Raw genomic sequence first — 15,407 nt, 5'->3', positions numbered from 1 at the left:
GCGGCTTTGATCAATTGACGGATGGTTGCCGACTTATGGCTGCCGAGATTGTCCATGACGACAATGTCGCCTGGCTTGAGCACCGGGACCAACTGCTGCTCGACATAGGCGCGGAAACACTGGCCGTTCATCGGTCCGTCGAAGACACAGGGTGCTGTAAGCTGATCGTTTCTCAAAGCGCCCAGGAATGTCAGCGTGCGCCAGTGGCCATGCGGTGCAAATGCCCGCAGTCGCTTGCCTTTTGGACCCCAGCCTCTGATCGGCGACATGTTGGTCTTGATCCAGGTCTCATCAATGAAGACCAGCCGTTCGGGATCAAGGTGATTTTGCAGGGTCTTCCAGCGCTGTCTTTTGCGAGCGACGTCGGCACGAGCTTGCTCAAGGGCGAATAGTGTTTTTTTTGAAGCGCAGCCCTTCACTGCGAATGAATTCCCAGATCGTATTGTGCGAGACGGAAATACCCCGCTCGGTCAACGCCGCCTTCAGGCCATGGAGTGTCAGGTGTGGGTTCTCGGCGAGCCGTTGCACAATGATATCACGATGCGGTTCGAGTATCCGCTTGCGGTGGCCGCCCATCTTGCCGGGATGAACCGATCCGGTCGCACGATGGCGCTGGGACCATTTTACGACTGAAGATGCGGCAATTTCAAACCGCGTCGCCACTGAACGAACGCTTTCGCCACTCAGCACGGCGGCAATAACGCGCTCTCGAAGATCATTCGATATCGGTGCGGTCATCCAACGCTGGCCTCCATCCAGCCAGCATCAGTGAATCAGAACAAAACTGATTTGGGAAGCGCATTCGATTCAGAGAAAAACGGAAACGCTCTAAATAGCCGACTTTGGCTCGAATCGGTCGGACCGTTAATCGCCTCCATTTCAGTCATTAGCGTAGCATTCCCACAGTTTCCACAGCGGTAATGCCCTTATCCTGTATTAACGCCTGAGAAGGGGTGGCATGTGGTCGGTCCGCTTTTGTGCCGGCCCATCCGATAGCAAGACCATGGGATTTGCGTCGAAAACGTACTGGACGAGTTTTCAAGCAGCCTTGGCCGTTCGTGCAACCTCTTCCGGGCCGCGACGTAGGGCTGTGATTCATTGCCTTTGTTTGCGTGGCTTTCAGTGGCAAGAATGTCGAAGCCTGCACCGCATATATGCTCGCCCAGGTCCGCCGCCTGGAAGACGCCGGCGTGGGGTGCTTTGCCAATCGTGCGCATTGCGGACAGCAAGGCCAACCGGATAAATGGGTTCATATCTCCGACACACGGTGTCTTGGAGATGAACAAGCCGCCTGATGCAAGCAAGGCATGGATGCTGCGCAGCGTGCCGGGCAGGTCACGGACCAGATGGAGATAGTTGAATCCCAGGACTGCATCGAGCCCCGCTTCAGACATTAGCCAGGCCGTCTTAAAACTCGATGGGTTTGAGGTTCCTCAGGCGTTCTCTGTTATTCGATGCGGACTTGCAGGCATTTCGCTTATCGGCGATTTGGGCGGCATATGACATCAGCGGAGCACTTTTGGGCAAACTTCGTGCGGTTTATAAGGCGGATTTGTGCCGATCATGCCCTGACAGCCGCCATCAGGCCGGGCACGCCGACAAGGGTAATGGCCCTTTTGTTATTATTGGCGAGCGCCGTCAGGCTGAACGGTGAGCTTGCCTCCGGAACCGCTGTTTTCGCCAACGCGTTCCTCCTTGGCATCGCCGTCGTCAAGGCGCTTCATGTAGTCGGCTAGCTTCTCGTCGGCCTCGCGGATGAATTTCGACAGAGCACCACGCGTGAAGTTGCGGTCCTTGTTGTTGGCCGCCTTGATGCGCGTGCCGTCCATCGCCAGTAACTCCCGCCCGAACAGGCCGAACGGTCGATCCGCCGAAAGGCGGCGATTGTACAGAAATCCGGTTTCAGATGCCGCAGCAGCCAAATCACCTCGATGTTGCGATGACATTTCGCCCCAGTCGTCGGCTCGACCGAACGCGGTTGAGATAGCCGTATGTGTACAATCTGAGCAGATCGGCGGGATCGAAGCCCGACCGGTCGGTATCCTTCGCGTCAACCCGTAAAAAGCCGGCAGCCTTGAGATCGAGGCCGTCAACGAAGGCCTCGATGAAGCGGACCGGGTTGTCCGGTCTCACATAATCATCGACTGCTTCCGGCAGAAGCAGTAATTGCGAGCGGTCTGTTCCAGAAAGATGTGCCATAGTAAAGTATACCATCACCCGCTATCTTCAGGAATCCACAATGAGTTTTCAGACCGGGGAACCGCATGGGACATTTTAAGCTTGTTTATCAGAGCTATCCGCTCGACCTTCCAGTCGAGGAGCCACGCATCACCTTGCGGGCCTCAAGTGGATCTTGGCCTGGTCAGGAGCTGGAGAACTACGTCGTGCTGGATTTAGAAGTGAAATCTCCGAAATTCTTCTTCGATCCCAACAATGACCCCGAGGATGACGTCTCCCAGTGGTTGAACCCGGGTCTGGATACACAGTGGCTCAAAATACCATTGAAGCGCTTCGAGAACCGTGACTATCGCAGCCTCCAGGAAATCCGGGCCGACTTCCAGGGCGAAGGAACTCGAAACGCTTTGACGAGTGAAGATTGGTGGGAAGCCCCAGGTCTTATCACCACCTACAGCGATGAGTTTTTCGCTCGTGCGGAAATTTCCATCCGTCACGACGGTGGTGGCATGTTTTCGGTTCAGCTTTCAGGCGCCACCCAGTTTGCCACTGCCTTTGACATAGCCTTTAGTGCTCCCCTGACCGTCAAGCTGGTCGGATATCGCAACTCGTCGACCAAAGATGATCTTTTAGGCTGGTTCAACAGCTTTCTCAGAAAAGACGACTTCATCTTCACGCCGCTGCAGCGAGGTGAAGACCTCTATCTCAATGGTGCGGTCAAGTAACAGCCGCGCCAATCGCGCTGAATGCTTCGAGAATGATCGTCACAGCACCGTCCCGCTTGTGGCTTCAATTCGGGTGTACCCGGCTTTGTTGATCATCATCGCTTCTCTCCCTCGGGCTGGGGCCCTGTTGCGGCGGCACGCCGCCGCGAAGTCCTGGATAGCGATCAACGGGGATCTCCGGTTCACGATCGGAACGTCAGCCCCCCTTCACGTAGCCCAGACCCTCGACGATCTTTCCGTCCCGCACGCGCATGATGTTGACGCCTCGAACCCGGTCCGCTTCGTGCTCGCTCCAGCGAAGCTGCCAGCGGATGATCCCGCGGTCACCTATCGCGGAGATCTCCTCAGCCTTAAAGACAAGGTTGGCCGACGACGCGACTCCCTTCCAGAAAGTGAGGCAAGCCTCGCGCCCCTCGTAGAGCGTGCCATCCGGGGCCGGCGCCGTATTTTCGAGAACACAGCCGTCGCCGATGAGATCATCGAGGTCTTCGGGGCGATGCTGCTCGAATGCGTTGTGGAAGCGTTCCACGATTTCGCGGGTAATTTTGCTGTCACTGGTCATCTTCTCACCTCATTGAGCGATGGAGCCGCGTCCATTTCGCCTAGACATGACGGACCACGGCTCGATTCGAACGGATATCGTCGGCTTGGTTCTCTCTCACGTGCCTTGCGCCTGGCCGCATGCGGCCGTCATTCCGGCAGCGGCGCCGACTCACCAGGCGTCTTGGCGTAGGCCAGGGCTTCGATGATCCGCCCGTCACGAACACGTATCAGGGTGACGCCGCGGATCGAGCCGCCGTCGCCGAAATGGAACCGCCAACGGATGTTTGCGCGGTCACCCATGACGATAGTGTCTTCGACCTCGAAGCGGTTGACGCGGTCTGCGGCCATGGCCTGCCAGAACGCCAGGTTGACATCGTAGCCTTCGTAGCGCGTGCCGTTCGGTGCCGGCTGGATTGACTCCATGACGCAATCCGGCGCGACCAGGTCCTCGAAAATCTCGGGATCGTGCTCCTCAAACGCCTGGTTGAATCGGCGGATGACTTCGGCTGTGTCTTTCGTATGCATGGCCTCCTCTTATACAGACAGGTCTGTCTATCTGTTGTAATATACAGACCTGTCTGTTAAGGTCAAGCGATGAGGCAGAAAAAATCTGAAACCCAGTCCGAAGCGGGTTCCGCGCGTCGTCGATTGCTCGACACCGCGACCCGGCTTTTCTACGAAGGCGGCATCCATACCGTCGGCATTGACCGCATCATTGCGGAAGCCGGCGTGGCCAAGGCGACCTTCTACAATCACTTTCCATCGAAGGACGACCTCGTCGTCGCCTATCTCCAAGAGATCGATAGGGTCGGGCGGGCAGCGGTGGCCGCACTTCCGAAGCAATCGCCCCGGAAAATGATCTCGGCGATCATGGAGCGCATCAGCGAGACTGTGACTGCGGGCCCTTGGCGGGGATGTCCGTTCCTCAACGCGGCAGCCGAATATCCAGATCCGGCCAGCGCCGTGCGGCAGTCCATCGATGCGCGCCGCGCCTGGTATCACGATAGCCTCCAGAGCCTTCTCGCAAAGGACGGCGATCCGGCTCCTTCCGTCACCGCGTCCCTCCTCGTCGCGCTTTCGGACGGTCTCCTGGAAAGTGCCTATCTGGATGACGCCGAACGTGTCCCCGCCCTTGTCCGCGAGGCGGTAGCCAGACTGCTCGATCGCCGATGAACGCCACTCGCCAACAAAGCCGCACCGGTCTTCGCCAGTTCCTCGATTTCGAGCAACAGCGCGATTGGATGGAAGGCAAAACGATCCTGCGCGACGCCGACGAGCGCCTGGAATCCCTCGAACTGCGTTTCAAATACGCCGCCCGGTTCGAGAAGCTGCTGCGCATGCCACAGGCTCCAGAGGTTCTGGAGATTCTTAGGCGCTACGGTCGCGACTGCATCCCGATCCCGCGCCGGACTGAGCGGCACTACTGGTCGGTCTCCTGCCTGCCGTCGACGGCGGGCAAAGCGCTCGTTCGCGTCAATGCGAGCTGGATGGAGTTTTTCTCGCTCTATGCGGACGGCGAGGGCATCCGGGCGCTTTTCGTGGTGCATCTTTCCGATTTCACCACCGACCATTCACGCGACCGCGGTCAGGTGGACGGCGCTTTCCTGGAACGTTGTGTCGTGGCCCCGGAAGACGTTAGCTATTTTTTTCCCCGCGGAGAGGACATGTTCGGCGTCAAGGTCCGCGGCTTTGCCTCAATCGGCAAATTTCTCGCGTCGAGCAGGGCGTTGCGGGCCATCCGGGCATTCAATCTGACGCACATGAACCGGGGCCGGAACGCCTATCAGGCGAGCCACTGCTACAGCCTGGCCGATCACATGCTGAGCGACGAGGGACGCTGAAGCCGCGAACCGCCGTTGAAAACTGCAGTCTAAATGGCCAAGGAACCATTTCTAGCGACGCGGCCCAGTCTGAGCTAGCAGCGGTGGTATTGCAGCCTTATTTGCTTTATTCTTACATAAGGCGCAAGGTGGTCATCGATAGCAATTGAAACGGGTGCTGTCATTCGGGCTTTAAATGCCTGACCCGCAACAAAGGAGGACATAATGTCTTCCATCGCCTTGAATTCCAGAAACATTACTATGATTTCGCGCCTTCTTAGGGAGGCTCGCAAACCTGGCGACACGCAGGATTTGCGCACTGACGCTGCACGATATCTCGCACGCCGGTTTCAGGAGGGAACTCGTGATGAAGGTCGCCTGCAGATCGCCCTGAAACAGTTCATCCAGAAGCATAAAGCAATGGCAAAGTCCGCTGGTCGATATGATGACGGCGGCGGCGCGGTAAAAAGGGAAAAATAATTTCCCTTTCATTTCCTAACCCTAGCAGAAGTTTCGATGATTTTGACGTCGGAGTACGCTTTGTCGGCTACGATGCAATGATCTCGGTTCTGTTTCTAATCGATAAAACCGCACTGGAGAAAAATGGCGTCGTCGCAGCGACAGAATTATCGCTTCTTGCTGTCTTCGACGTCTCTCGGAATCTGATCTACAATGTTGCCCGCGAAGTTCACTCCCAGGCTCCGCCAACCTCCTATCGGATCACTGTGGAGGACATGAAGTAGCTCCTTCTGCAAATCTTGAAGTAAAAGGTGAGACCCCATGTCCTTGATCGGCATGGTGGCTCGTCTCGCATTATGTTCGAAACGAGGGTTAGCTTTCGAGCCAGAGCCTCAAACATAGGAGACGAGCCGTGGTCGATGATATCGCACTTTACGTTGGTTTGGATGTGAGTAAGGAAAAGATCGCGATCGGTCTGGCGGAGGCAGGCCGCAAAGGCGAGGTTCGCTATTACGGCGAAATCGCCAACCGTGCTGATGCGGTGCGCAAATTTGTCGACAAGCTTGCCGGACGTCACGGACGCCTTTGCCTTTGCTATGAGGCTGGCCCGACAGGCTACGGACTGTATCGCCAACTTTGCGATCTTGGTCATGAATGCCTTGTCGTTGCACCATCGCTCGTTCCGACCCGTCCGGGTCCTCAGATTAAGACGGATCGGCGCGACGCTGTCGCGCTTGCCGCGTTGTTGCGCGCGGGCGAACTGTCATCCATCTGGGTTCCCGACGAGACGCATGAGGCCATGCGCGATCTTTGCCGGGCGCGGGAAGCGGCAGTCTCGGATTTACGACGAGCCCGCCAGCATCTCTTGTCATTTCTGCTCCGGCACGGCCGGGTCTTCGAAGGCCGCTCCCATTGGAGCAAAGCTCATCGCAACTGGTTGGCGACACAGCGCTTTGATCACCGTGCGCAGCAAATCGCTATGGAAGAATATATTCGTGCCATCGAGCAAATCGAGGAGCGGCGCGACCGACTGACCCGGCAGATGCTGGAGCTCCTGCAGGATTGGTCGCTTAACCCGATCGTCGAAGCGATCCAAGCCCTGCGTGGTGTCGCGCAGATCTCGGCGGTGACATTGGTATCGGAGATCGGCGACTTTAGACGCTTCAGCAATCCGCGTCAGTTCATGGCCTGGCTGGGTCTGGTTCCCAACGAGCATTCGACCGGTGCCAGCGTGTCGCGCGGGTCCATTACCAAGGCCGGCAACACCCGTGCGCGGCGCATGCTGGTCGAAGGCGCATGGACCTACAGATTGCCCGCGCGTGTAAGCCAGGAAATCCTGAAGCGAACGGAGGGGCTGCCTGAAGCGATCAGAGCGACCGCCTGGAAGGCCCAAGTGCGGCTGTGCCAGCGGTATCAGCGCATGCAAGCCAGCGGCCGCCCCACCAACATCGTCATCGTCGCCATTGCGCGCGAGCTTGCTGCCTTCGTCTGGGCGATTGCGACGACAGTTCCGATTACCCCAACAAAGGCAACCTGACGAAAAGGGATCAACGCGAAGGAGAGAACAAGTTCAATTCCATCACGCTGCTTATTGCTGGGCGTGGCGGCCGGTCAGGGTAACCCTCGTTGTGATTCTGCGAGCCTGAAACGGCAACACGCGCCATGTGAGACAGAGGAAGGCCCGAGACGAACCACGGTCCTGCGGTATCCAACCCGCGCATCAGAGTCTGATCAACCGTCGTCTCAGCGCCGCCGCGTCCTGCAATAGGCAGCCCATTAGTCCTGGCGCCGAAAGGCGAGACGGAAACCTATGCCAAAATCCTTGAAAACGGACATGAGAATCTATAAGCGGCCACATTGCTGCCTCAGTTGCTTTACTCGAATATAAGGCGCAAGGTACGTTTCTCGACAGCTTTTGAAACGGGCGCTGTCGGTTTTGAGTGTAGACTCAAGCCCCAATACAAGGAGGACGAAATGTCTTCCAAAATTATCCGACCATATTTTGGCCCGACTGATTTCCGCATGATGCGCGAAATATTGCGACGCGCTGGCTATCGGCTTTACGATACTGCAGAAAACCGGGCCGCTCACCTGGCCGCAGCAAAGTTGCTCATTCAAGAATTTCAATTTGGTCGCTCGCCATCGCGAGCGATGTCGAAGCTTTCTCGGCGGCATACAACTGAGAATAGGGACGAATCTCCAGCCGTGATTTGAACCATCAACGGATTGGCCCAGTATACAAGAAATAGTAAATTCCTCAAAACAGGAAGTTTTCAAAATGCCCCGTGGTCAGAAAAGAAGTAACCGAGAAATAAGAAAACCAAAGCAAGACAAGTCCAAGGCGAAAGTTACGTCAAATGAAGTTGTTGCAGGACGCTTCCCTACTCCTGCCAATGACTTGGTCAAAACCAAACGGCATTAGTTATAGCTGTGCCGCTTCACCAAGAGAGACGAGGCGATAAGCTCCTCTGGAGAACCACTCAGTACGTTCATCTAGACCCTAAACAGGAGCCGAACTCGCTTTCTCTCGTACTCATGCTTAAACAGCAGGAGCAAAAGACGTAATACCCTGCCGCTGCCTCGTACTTCGTTCAAACTTCGAAAGCTGCGGATGGTCGGAAGTTATAAATCTCAACGATCCAAGTCCAAATAATTTTGGATGCTTTGTTATATATTAATCTGATTAATTATTATTGATCATATCGCAACATCCGTTTGAGGATATAACTATGGCAACCTCTACTTTTAGTTCAACAGGCGATCTGTATTGCGAAGGAAGGAACCTCGGATCTGTTCACTACAGCATTTCCCTGCTTACAGAAGGCGAAAAGACGTTCACAACAGGGACGATGTGGGCGAGCATGGAGATGCTCCGGCAAGCTTATTCAAGCGAGATTGTTCAGTTATCATCGGAAAAAGGTGAAGGTTTGCTGAGCGTGGACGTACGAAACGTCAGCATCCATGGAAGTGCAGACTTCATTCTCGTGGGAAAGCATACGTTTTAGAGCTTCGCATGACTGCTTGGTAATTAATAGACGTAGGAGCCGAGCACCCAGACGACCAGCCCGACATCGATGCATATTATGAGAAACGCGATCAGATACACGCTCAGTTTACGATCCAACGATTTCCCAACTGACATTTTCTCCTCGCCAGATCTGTCACGTGTCATTGAGACGGTACCAGCCCCGAAAGACCCTCACGAAATATGCTTCTCGGTCCCGAAGCGACGTTGCCGCATTAGAGCTCAAATAACTTTTCAACCAAGGTAAATGCGTCGAGGGCATGTGTTTGGCTAAACATCTTGCGCTGAACGGTTCGCGGACCCGGTTTTCTATCCTCACAATATTCCGGATCGCGGGATAGAGCTGGTCGCGGCGAACCCCAGTCCTTCGCTCTCTCACCTCAACGTCTGATATTGGGGAACGCAAAGTATCAGCCATGGGCAAGCCTCAACCGGAGCCTCTTTCGAGGAGGCCATTGCAGGACTGAGGACTTTGCCGTGACTTGCGGGGCCGTATAGCCACCTTCATTCTCCCAGGCTTCCAGTTCTCTTTGATTGGATTGTGACAAGCGTTGGGCGCGAATTGCCAAAAGCATGTCCAGCATCTGGACGGGATCGTGGCGCCCGTCGCTGAATATCTCACAAAGGTGTTTGGCGGCTTCCAGGCGGGTCTCTGGCTTTTCGCACCCCTCCAACGAATAGCCTGAACGTTGCAGAAAAGCGCGAAGCAAAGGGAAGTCTTCAGGGCCAAAGTAGGGCAGGTGTGAAGCGGAAGACATCGCGTGTCCCCCTTCATTTTTGGGGCCGGAGATTGTTCTCTCCCGACGACAGCGCCCGTTTCAATAGCTGTGGATAATAAACAGTGCGCCTTTTCGAGTTAAAGTGCAAGCAGGAATTTGATATTTATGTATTTAGAAATAATCATCTCAAGAATCTGTTAGCTATTCATGATCCGGAGAAAATCAACGCGTCGCCTTATACTCTTGCATCCTCTCGACTTCATGAATGAATTGTTCAGCATACTGAGCTGTATTAACATAGTCCTGTTCATTGGAGCCAATGATATGATGGCGCGTGAATACCGCCTTTAGTCGATCCAGAAATTTGGGTTCAGTTTCAGCCAGATGCCCGATGAGAACCTGAAGTATTTGCTCGTGTGCAAGAACCTTTCGTTCTAGAGCTGTGGTGTCATTAGCCATTGCGTTTACTCCTCGGTAAAGAATGGCGCGGCGACCGGGAACGTGAGAATCCACCGCAAGAACGCCGAAGAATGTTCGCAAGCTGCGTCCAATCCATTGACGGTGAGTTCATCTGTTCATGAGCGTTTCTTAGGTCGCTTCTGCTGGCCGTCGTGTCCTTATCGTGACGTGGGCGTACAGAAGTTTCCAATCCAATGTTACGATTACGTTGTTTTTTCATGATAGCCTCCTCATTAGACTTCCCGCCATATTAAAGCGCCTTTGCGAGTTCGTTGCCGCACGCAGTTGCCAGCGCGGTGTTGGGTTGCTCTGTTCCCAGCGGTGTGGCCCAACCTGACTTCTCGATAAGGCTACGGCGAGAGTAAGCTGGGGCGGCCTTAAACTCAGCCAGGATGTTCACAACAGCCGGATCGTTTCTTGATTTTTCAAGGCAGTAAGGTGTCAGGGCGAGCGCCACCCCGTCCGATATGTTGGATACAATCAGGCGCTCAGAAGTGCCGTGCGTGACCCAACCTCCGACGGAAAACCCAATAGCAATTGCCGCAATGGCACCAACCAATGCTCCGCCGAGGGCGGGCTTTAACCATTCAAACCTGTTCATGATGGTATCCGATCTTCAACGATCGAACGCACATAATTATGCGTTGGATTTTGAGTATAGCACCATCTCCATCAATTTCCGCGAGAATTCTTCTGGTGTGTTAATTTTAAGTTGTACAACTACGGGTAGTTTTCATAGTCACCTAATTTTTGGAACAAACACATTTTCTGCAAGTAGGGTGTGCGGCGTCTGTAGCGGCTTGGCTTGCTTCGGCAGGCGAGGACTTTTCAGGTTGATTCATTTGCCAACATCCACCATAATTTTCTGACGTTAATGTTGTGGGGTGTTCCTTTGGCACAAGCAGAAGGGAGGCCACTATGCCGCTATTTAACGAAGCGAGCCGGATATATAATCCGCTTGAAGTCAATTTTATGCGGAGCTGTTTTAGCAATGCAGCGATAATGCTCGAAGAAAGCGACCGCACCTATTCTCCATCAGAATTAGCATCCGGCATCATCATGTTATACGAGAGCGGGTTGAGAGACCAATCGTACATCTGTGAGCTAGCCGCGCGTCTGGCGCACCAGAAGTATCAAAAGCGCCACTCGAAAGGTGTTTACCCGGTAGCTAACTGCAATGCCAGAGCGCAGGCTGGTTCCTTTGTTTCCGCTGAATATCCTTGGGAATAAAACGGAACAAAACCTGTCGAGGGCAGTTCTCCACAAGGCAATGACACTGCCGCGCGTCGGCCCCTCACTTAACGCCGGGTCATGGTGCAGCGCTGCCTAGCTCGTCCCTAAAGCAGGGCATTTCTCATTAACCGCAGGGTTGCACGAAGCTCAGCGGATAAAGCGCACGGGAAGGACATGCACCTCATTTGCCAAGCGTTGCCCGGGATGTTTCTGGACATCCCGGGCCTTATGCAAAATACCTATTTCGATTTGGCAATTATCGGAACATAGCCGCTGCACGTTTGTTTTACCGAAAAAGATGAAGGCGTTGGGTGCATGCCAGAACGACCAAACATATACCATACCGCTAGTCGTTTTACGGCGGGCGTGAGACGTCGTGATCTCCCCTCACAAGCAATAGCAGACGCGTTGAAAGACGGATTGAAGACGACATCCTCCAACATTAACGAAGATACCTTTTTGGAACTTTTAGTGCGCCTGGAAGGTGCAGAGAAAAAACACGGCGATTGAAAAGCTACTTGATTTTCACGTTTTCCTGAATAAAATTTTGCCTGCCGATGACATATGACTTCTAGCCCCGCGCGGTTCTCGCTGCGGGGTTCTTTTTTTTATGCAGAGTTAAATTTCCGAAGATGAAATCATTCGGAATGTTTCAGATCAAGTATCTTGCCCCTAAGTGACCTTAATTGTTCGCTTGCTATCAAATCACAAACAGTCCACCCTAAATTGTCAGTGAATTGATTGAATACGGGCTCTGCTGACATGGGTTCAATTGCCCTTGCCCGCAATTTGAAAGGAGGACGCCATGTCTTCCAAACTCTATAATGGCGATTTTCACTCAAACCATCGCATTCTGAAGCAGATGATTATTAAGGCCGGCTATCTCACGTCCAGGATGAAGCCCCTACCAGGACCTAATTACAATGAGTCAGCGATAATCCTGAAGAATTTTATGGCTGGAGTAATGGGCGACATTCAAACGGACCCAGGTCCACAGACGGAAATGTCTTCCGCCTATGGGACGGCTTAACAATTATCGTTTGAGAGCGCCCAAGCCGGGCCTCTTAAATAATAAATTTGAAATCATTATTTCACTGTAAAAACAACGAAAATATTAAGCGATTTAAGTATTTTTCATCAATTTAATGAACCGTAATATATTAATAGTTTGACAAATTTTATCTAAACCACTAAAATAAAACCATCGAGATTTTCTTGCTGAGCTTTGATCCTTGCGCGATTAGCACCGTGCCCTGAACGAAAACTCCCTTTAAAAAATCGTTTCATCTCTGCGTTTTTCAAACGCAGCTATCAATATTGCTATGAAAGGGGTTCACATGAACACCGGCACAGTTAAATGGTTTAATGCAGCAAAAGGCTTTGGCTTTATTCAGCCTGACAATGGCGGCTTGGACGCATTTGTTCATATTTCTGCAGTTGAGCGCGCAGGCTTGCATACGCTCAATGAGGGCCAGAAACTGACTTATGACCTGGAACAGGATCGTAAGTCTGGGAAAATGACTGTTTGTAATTTGCAGGCAGCGTAAATGAGGCTTCTTCTTTCTTGTGACCACGGATGTACTGGCACGAATGAAAGAACTAGCTTTGGGCCAAGCAATGCTTGGCCTTTTTTTATTCTCCTCATAAGGAACTTCTGACTTGACGCAAAATTCCCTGATTTATTTTACGAAAGATACCCTTTTCAAGCGAATTCCATCAGGTAGAGAGTCAATCGCCTCACGCACAGACAAAGCTGTACGTTCTATCTTGGACGCTGAGGTAAGTGAGCGGGATGCCAAGACTCTCCGCTTGCGAAAACAACGTCTTGAGGGAAAGAGCATTATGCCGTCGACCTCAAAAAGGGTGGGCGTAACAGCCGGTAGCGTTAAGCTCACAAGTTCATTTATGACCAAGGACAAGGGAATGACACCTAAATGACCAAAGCGCGGCTCATTGTTGTCGCGGCATTCGATCGTAATGGCGCCGGTGAATTAGTTTCTGCATTCGACCCAATGGCTTTTGAAACCGAGGGTCGTGCTTTACGCGCAGCGGCGGAATTGCAAGGAAAGCACATTGGAGTTGTAGCCTGGAGCCGCGAAGCAGATCCTGATATTGGAGAATATGGCCCTCCCGCAATTTTGTTCCAGTATGGCGATATCCCGGATATGGATTAGCGCTCTTTAATTCAAGAATGGCCATACATTCAGTTTGCCAGAAATCGATAAGGCCATGCTTTTGTGCTTAATTGGGCTTTGTTGATAAAGTGGGTTCTGGCATGCTGAAATTATCAGCTATGCGGCTCATATATTCAAGCAGGACTGGCTCAAGCATCGGATTACCTACATTCGCCTGGCGGCATTAACCGAACGAGATGAACGTCCGGTTCCTTATATGAAAGCGAAAAGCTGACCGACAGTTCCCGGCCCCACGCCACGAAGCTTGAATTTGCGCGTTCTTCCACCAGCCAATGGTGGCCGAAGGAGAACTCAAATGGGTATCGCACAATATGATCCTGCTGCACTGGGCGCTCCGTATGGAACGCTGGCAGGAAGGCTTACGTAAAGAAGCTGCTCAAACAGCGGCAGATTTAGGCAGTTCGTTTCTTCCTTGATAGAGAGGGGCGGATGCGAGACCGAGCGTTGTTTGATCTCGCGATCGACAGCAAGCTAAGTGGCTGCGATCTCGTCAAGATCAAGATCGGAACTCTGGTCACGGGCCAGGATATCCGAACACGAGCAATGGTTATTCAGCAGAAAACTGGACGCCCTGTACAGTAGATTATGGCGGAAGTCAGAGCAAGCTTGCTCGCCTGGTTTCAGCGAAGAGCCGGCACTATAGATGATTTCATTTCCGAGCCGGGTCGATCAAACTGATCATCTCAGTACCCGCCAATATGCCGGGCTGGTCGATGAGTGGGTCACCGCGATTGGGTTGCGTTGTGAAGATTACGGTGCGCACTCTCTTCGACGCACGAAGGCTGCGGTGATCTATAAGACCACCGGAAATCTTCGTGCGATCCAGATCCTGCTCGGTCACACCAAGATCGAGAACACAGTCAGGTATCTGGGTGTAATATCGAAGATGCTCTGGACCTCGCCGAGCACACGGAGATCTAAAAATCCGCTGCGTCGTACCGGACGATGCCGTTCGTGCATAATCGAGCGGCATCGTCCAGTCTTGGGAGCAGCTATGCGCCCGTATCCCGTCATTCACGCGGCCTTGACGATTATCGAAAACAGACTTTTTGATTTGGTCGGCGCTACGATCGAGATGGTTGAGGAACCGGGCCGTATCGATGATTGCGAGAGAACTCTGCAGCTTTGCACCGATTGTGGATATGGTAACCGACAAAGCGTCATCCCTAAACTAGCCCAAGCAAGGGGAACAAGCCTTTCGCCAGACGATAGCGTCCTCCTTGATCCATTGGTTAGAGCGAAGACTAGTCCACTGCTTTGGCTACTGCACGTCCTGCTACAAACCTGCTTCAACCATCCAAAGCTCTGCGTCCGCCCCACCGGGGATACGCAGCGGGGCAGATGGGTCGGTGGCAGCTCGCCAAATCGCCTCTGCTACGTCAGATGCATAAGTCACGGGACCTGTGTCTTCCTGCACGCTCTTTATGAATTGCTGGAGAAGCGGCGCATAGTCCGGGTCGTCCATGCCACGCAGATGTGGTCGGGCATTGGCGCCAAAGCTCGTTTCTGGAGAGCGGCCTGGCAAAACGATACGGACGCGCACACCAAATGGCTCCATTTCTAGTGCTAGTGACTCGGTGAAGGCGTTTACGGCGGCTTTGCTTGCGCGGTAGACCCCGACGACCGGCAATGTCTTGACCGTTACCGTGGAGGTGACGTTAATGACGACTCCCGCCCGGCGACGGCGCATTTGTGGCACGACAGCCTGAACCATCGCCAAGGTTCCGATGGTATTTGTCTGAAACAGTGCCTGAACGGTTTCTGGTGCTGTCAGTTCAACTGGAGCAGGCGCGCCGAGGCCGGCATTGTTGACAAGAACGTCGATGCGGCCTGCCGATTCCACTGCCTGCGCGACGCGTGTCGAATCGGTGATGTCCAGCGCAAGTATGCGCAGGCGCTCGCAGGACGGTAGCAAATCTTTGTTTGGTGTTCGCATCGTCCCGATTACTTCCCAGCCCCTTTCGAGGAACAGTTTTGCGGTTTCCAGACCAAAGCCGGACGAGCAACCAGTGATCAATATCGTAGGCATAAACATCTCCCTATAAGGTCACGAT

General features: G+C 53.4%; 20 protein-coding genes and 3 pseudogenes. 13 read left to right on the top strand and 10 right to left on the bottom strand.

What is annotated here, in order from left to right; genetic code table 11:
* The 4 genes and pseudogenes from AAE521_RS25715 to AAE521_RS25700 form a co-directional block, all read right to left on the bottom strand.
* Positions 1 to 738 (bottom strand): annotated as a pseudogene (locus AAE521_RS25715) (IS630 family transposase); the annotation flags it as partial.
* 326 nt (positions 739 to 1,064) lie between these two features.
* A pseudogene (locus AAE521_RS25710) lies at positions 1,065 to 1,397 on the bottom strand (class I SAM-dependent methyltransferase); the annotation flags it as partial.
* Positions 1,398 to 1,622: 225 nt separating this feature from the next.
* Entirely contained in the window at positions 1,623 to 1,922 is a 300-nt protein-coding gene (locus tag AAE521_RS25705) for a hypothetical protein (RefSeq protein WP_342062909.1), read from the bottom strand.
* Position 1,923: 1 nt separating this feature from the next.
* Entirely contained in the window at positions 1,924 to 2,214 is a 291-nt protein-coding gene (locus AAE521_RS25700) for a transposase (protein WP_342062908.1), read from the bottom strand.
* 50 nt (positions 2,215 to 2,264) lie between these two features.
* Here AAE521_RS25700 and AAE521_RS25695 point away from each other — a divergent pair, with 50 nt between their 5' ends.
* On the top strand, positions 2,265 to 2,900 hold the full coding sequence (locus AAE521_RS25695) for a hypothetical protein (protein WP_071634585.1): 636 nt from the start codon (positions 2,265 to 2,267) through the stop codon (positions 2,898 to 2,900).
* Positions 2,901 to 3,096: 196 nt separating this feature from the next.
* On the opposite strand, the gene AAE521_RS25690 is transcribed toward AAE521_RS25695, so the two are convergent.
* Together AAE521_RS25690 and AAE521_RS25685 are read right to left on the bottom strand one after the other, a co-directional pair.
* Positions 3,097 to 3,462, bottom strand: a complete 366-nt coding sequence (locus AAE521_RS25690; RefSeq protein ID WP_342062907.1) for a nuclear transport factor 2 family protein — start codon at positions 3,460 to 3,462, stop codon at positions 3,097 to 3,099.
* Between the two features lie 128 nt (positions 3,463 to 3,590).
* Entirely contained in the window at positions 3,591 to 3,968 is a 378-nt protein-coding gene (locus AAE521_RS25685) for a nuclear transport factor 2 family protein (protein WP_342062906.1), read from the bottom strand.
* Between the two features lie 69 nt (positions 3,969 to 4,037).
* On the opposite strand from AAE521_RS25685, the gene AAE521_RS25680 reads away from it, so the two are divergent.
* The 7 genes from AAE521_RS25680 (at position 4,038) to AAE521_RS25650 (ending at position 8,727) form a co-directional block, all read left to right on the top strand.
* Entirely contained in the window at positions 4,038 to 4,616 is a 579-nt protein-coding gene (locus tag AAE521_RS25680; RefSeq protein ID WP_043061640.1) for a TetR/AcrR family transcriptional regulator, read from the top strand.
* Entirely contained in the window at positions 4,613 to 5,284 is a 672-nt protein-coding gene (locus tag AAE521_RS25675; RefSeq protein WP_342062905.1) for a hypothetical protein, read from the top strand. The genes AAE521_RS25680 and AAE521_RS25675 overlap by 4 nt, the downstream gene beginning before the upstream one ends.
* Before the next feature lie 204 nt (positions 5,285 to 5,488).
* On the top strand, positions 5,489 to 5,743 hold the full coding sequence (locus tag AAE521_RS25670) for a hypothetical protein (RefSeq protein ID WP_071634575.1): 255 nt from the start codon (positions 5,489 to 5,491) through the stop codon (positions 5,741 to 5,743).
* Positions 5,740 to 6,006, top strand: coding sequence for a DUF1488 family protein (locus tag AAE521_RS25665; RefSeq protein ID WP_306460475.1), 267 nt, complete (start codon positions 5,740 to 5,742; stop codon positions 6,004 to 6,006). Before AAE521_RS25670 ends, AAE521_RS25665 begins: the two co-directional genes overlap by 4 nt.
* Before the next feature lie 128 nt (positions 6,007 to 6,134).
* On the top strand, positions 6,135 to 7,259 hold the full coding sequence (locus AAE521_RS25660) for an IS110 family RNA-guided transposase (RefSeq protein WP_342062904.1): 1,125 nt from the start codon (positions 6,135 to 6,137) through the stop codon (positions 7,257 to 7,259).
* 437 nt (positions 7,260 to 7,696) lie between these two features.
* Positions 7,697 to 7,936 carry a hypothetical protein gene (locus AAE521_RS25655; protein WP_071630241.1) on the top strand — a complete coding sequence of 80 codons (240 nt, stop codon included), beginning with the start codon at positions 7,697 to 7,699 and terminating at the stop codon, positions 7,934 to 7,936.
* A 515-nt stretch (positions 7,937 to 8,451) separates the two neighbouring features.
* Entirely contained in the window at positions 8,452 to 8,727 is a 276-nt protein-coding gene (locus tag AAE521_RS25650) for a hypothetical protein (RefSeq protein WP_071630242.1), read from the top strand.
* A 430-nt stretch (positions 8,728 to 9,157) separates the two neighbouring features.
* Here AAE521_RS25650 and AAE521_RS25645 read toward each other — a convergent pair whose 3' ends face one another.
* The 3 genes from AAE521_RS25645 to AAE521_RS25635 all read right to left on the bottom strand — a co-directional run bounded on the left by AAE521_RS25645 (position 9,158) and on the right by AAE521_RS25635 (position 10,526).
* A complete protein-coding gene (locus AAE521_RS25645) occupies positions 9,158 to 9,505 on the bottom strand; it encodes a hypothetical protein (protein WP_036589312.1) in 348 nt (115 codons plus the stop codon).
* A 183-nt stretch (positions 9,506 to 9,688) separates the two neighbouring features.
* The gene (locus AAE521_RS25640) at positions 9,689 to 9,925 is read right to left on the bottom strand and encodes a hypothetical protein (RefSeq protein ID WP_051517915.1); all 237 of its coding nucleotides are present in this window, start codon (positions 9,923 to 9,925) and stop codon (positions 9,689 to 9,691) included.
* A 250-nt stretch (positions 9,926 to 10,175) separates the two neighbouring features.
* Positions 10,176 to 10,526, bottom strand: a complete 351-nt coding sequence (locus AAE521_RS25635; RefSeq protein WP_036589314.1) for a hypothetical protein — start codon at positions 10,524 to 10,526, stop codon at positions 10,176 to 10,178.
* Positions 10,527 to 10,843: 317 nt separating this feature from the next.
* On the opposite strand from AAE521_RS25635, the gene AAE521_RS25630 reads away from it, so the two are divergent.
* The 5 genes and pseudogenes from AAE521_RS25630 (at position 10,844) to AAE521_RS25610 (ending at position 14,274) form a co-directional block, all read left to right on the top strand.
* On the top strand, positions 10,844 to 11,155 hold the full coding sequence (locus AAE521_RS25630; RefSeq protein WP_342062903.1) for a hypothetical protein: 312 nt from the start codon (positions 10,844 to 10,846) through the stop codon (positions 11,153 to 11,155).
* An 808-nt stretch (positions 11,156 to 11,963) separates the two neighbouring features.
* The gene (locus AAE521_RS25625) at positions 11,964 to 12,188 is read left to right on the top strand and encodes a hypothetical protein (RefSeq protein WP_342062902.1); all 225 of its coding nucleotides are present in this window, start codon (positions 11,964 to 11,966) and stop codon (positions 12,186 to 12,188) included.
* A 307-nt stretch (positions 12,189 to 12,495) separates the two neighbouring features.
* Positions 12,496 to 12,705, top strand: coding sequence for a cold-shock protein (locus AAE521_RS25620; protein WP_029928430.1), 210 nt, complete (start codon positions 12,496 to 12,498; stop codon positions 12,703 to 12,705).
* Between the two features lie 387 nt (positions 12,706 to 13,092).
* Positions 13,093 to 13,332, top strand: a complete 240-nt coding sequence (locus AAE521_RS25615; protein ID WP_036589319.1) for a hypothetical protein — start codon at positions 13,093 to 13,095, stop codon at positions 13,330 to 13,332.
* A gap of 316 nt (positions 13,333 to 13,648) precedes the next feature.
* A pseudogene (locus tag AAE521_RS25610) lies at positions 13,649 to 14,274 on the top strand (tyrosine-type recombinase/integrase).
* Between the two features lie 355 nt (positions 14,275 to 14,629).
* Here AAE521_RS25610 and AAE521_RS25605 read toward each other — a convergent pair.
* Positions 14,630 to 15,382 (bottom strand): SDR family oxidoreductase, encoded by a 753-nt coding sequence (locus AAE521_RS25605; protein WP_071630245.1) that lies wholly within the window; start codon positions 15,380 to 15,382, stop codon positions 14,630 to 14,632.
* Positions 15,383 to 15,407: the final 25 nt, after the last annotated feature.

It is taken from the genome of Brucella cytisi (assembly GCF_038433355.1).
GTDB classification, from domain to species: domain Bacteria; phylum Pseudomonadota; class Alphaproteobacteria; order Rhizobiales; family Rhizobiaceae; genus Brucella; species Brucella cytisi.
Note: the sequence above shows the minus strand (reverse complement) of the source record. Positions and strands in the feature narration are given on the sequence as shown.

What these genes read in the sequence shown, in the direction of transcription:
- AAE521_RS25695 (WP_071634585.1), top strand. Translation starts at nt 2,265, where the DNA reads ATGGGACATTTTAAGCTTGTTTATCAGAGCTATCCGCTCGACCTTCCA.
- AAE521_RS25670 (WP_071634575.1), top strand. Translation starts at nt 5,489, where the DNA reads ATGTCTTCCATCGCCTTGAATTCCAGAAACATTACTATGATTTCGCGC.
- AAE521_RS25625 (WP_342062902.1), top strand. Translation starts at nt 11,964, where the DNA reads ATGTCTTCCAAACTCTATAATGGCGATTTTCACTCAAACCATCGCATT.
- AAE521_RS25650 (WP_071630242.1), top strand. Translation starts at nt 8,452, where the DNA reads ATGGCAACCTCTACTTTTAGTTCAACAGGCGATCTGTATTGCGAAGGA.
- AAE521_RS25620 (WP_029928430.1), top strand. Translation starts at nt 12,496, where the DNA reads ATGAACACCGGCACAGTTAAATGGTTTAATGCAGCAAAAGGCTTTGGC.
- AAE521_RS25615 (WP_036589319.1), top strand. Translation starts at nt 13,093, where the DNA reads ATGACCAAAGCGCGGCTCATTGTTGTCGCGGCATTCGATCGTAATGGC.
- AAE521_RS25675 (WP_342062905.1), top strand. Translation starts at nt 4,613, where the DNA reads ATGAACGCCACTCGCCAACAAAGCCGCACCGGTCTTCGCCAGTTCCTC.
- AAE521_RS25700 (WP_342062908.1), bottom strand. Translation starts at nt 2,214, where the DNA reads ATGGTATACTTTACTATGGCACATCTTTCTGGAACAGACCGCTCGCAA.
- AAE521_RS25645 (WP_036589312.1), bottom strand. Translation starts at nt 9,505, where the DNA reads ATGTCTTCCGCTTCACACCTGCCCTACTTTGGCCCTGAAGACTTCCCT.
- AAE521_RS25640 (WP_051517915.1), bottom strand. Translation starts at nt 9,925, where the DNA reads ATGGCTAATGACACCACAGCTCTAGAACGAAAGGTTCTTGCACACGAG.
- AAE521_RS25655 (WP_071630241.1), top strand. Translation starts at nt 7,697, where the DNA reads ATGTCTTCCAAAATTATCCGACCATATTTTGGCCCGACTGATTTCCGC.
- AAE521_RS25635 (WP_036589314.1), bottom strand. Translation starts at nt 10,526, where the DNA reads ATGAACAGGTTTGAATGGTTAAAGCCCGCCCTCGGCGGAGCATTGGTT.
- AAE521_RS25680 (WP_043061640.1), top strand. Translation starts at nt 4,038, where the DNA reads ATGAGGCAGAAAAAATCTGAAACCCAGTCCGAAGCGGGTTCCGCGCGT.
- AAE521_RS25605 (WP_071630245.1), bottom strand. Translation starts at nt 15,382, where the DNA reads ATGCCTACGATATTGATCACTGGTTGCTCGTCCGGCTTTGGTCTGGAA.
- AAE521_RS25630 (WP_342062903.1), top strand. Translation starts at nt 10,844, where the DNA reads ATGCCGCTATTTAACGAAGCGAGCCGGATATATAATCCGCTTGAAGTC.
- AAE521_RS25685 (WP_342062906.1), bottom strand. Translation starts at nt 3,968, where the DNA reads ATGCATACGAAAGACACAGCCGAAGTCATCCGCCGATTCAACCAGGCG.
- AAE521_RS25690 (WP_342062907.1), bottom strand. Translation starts at nt 3,462, where the DNA reads ATGACCAGTGACAGCAAAATTACCCGCGAAATCGTGGAACGCTTCCAC.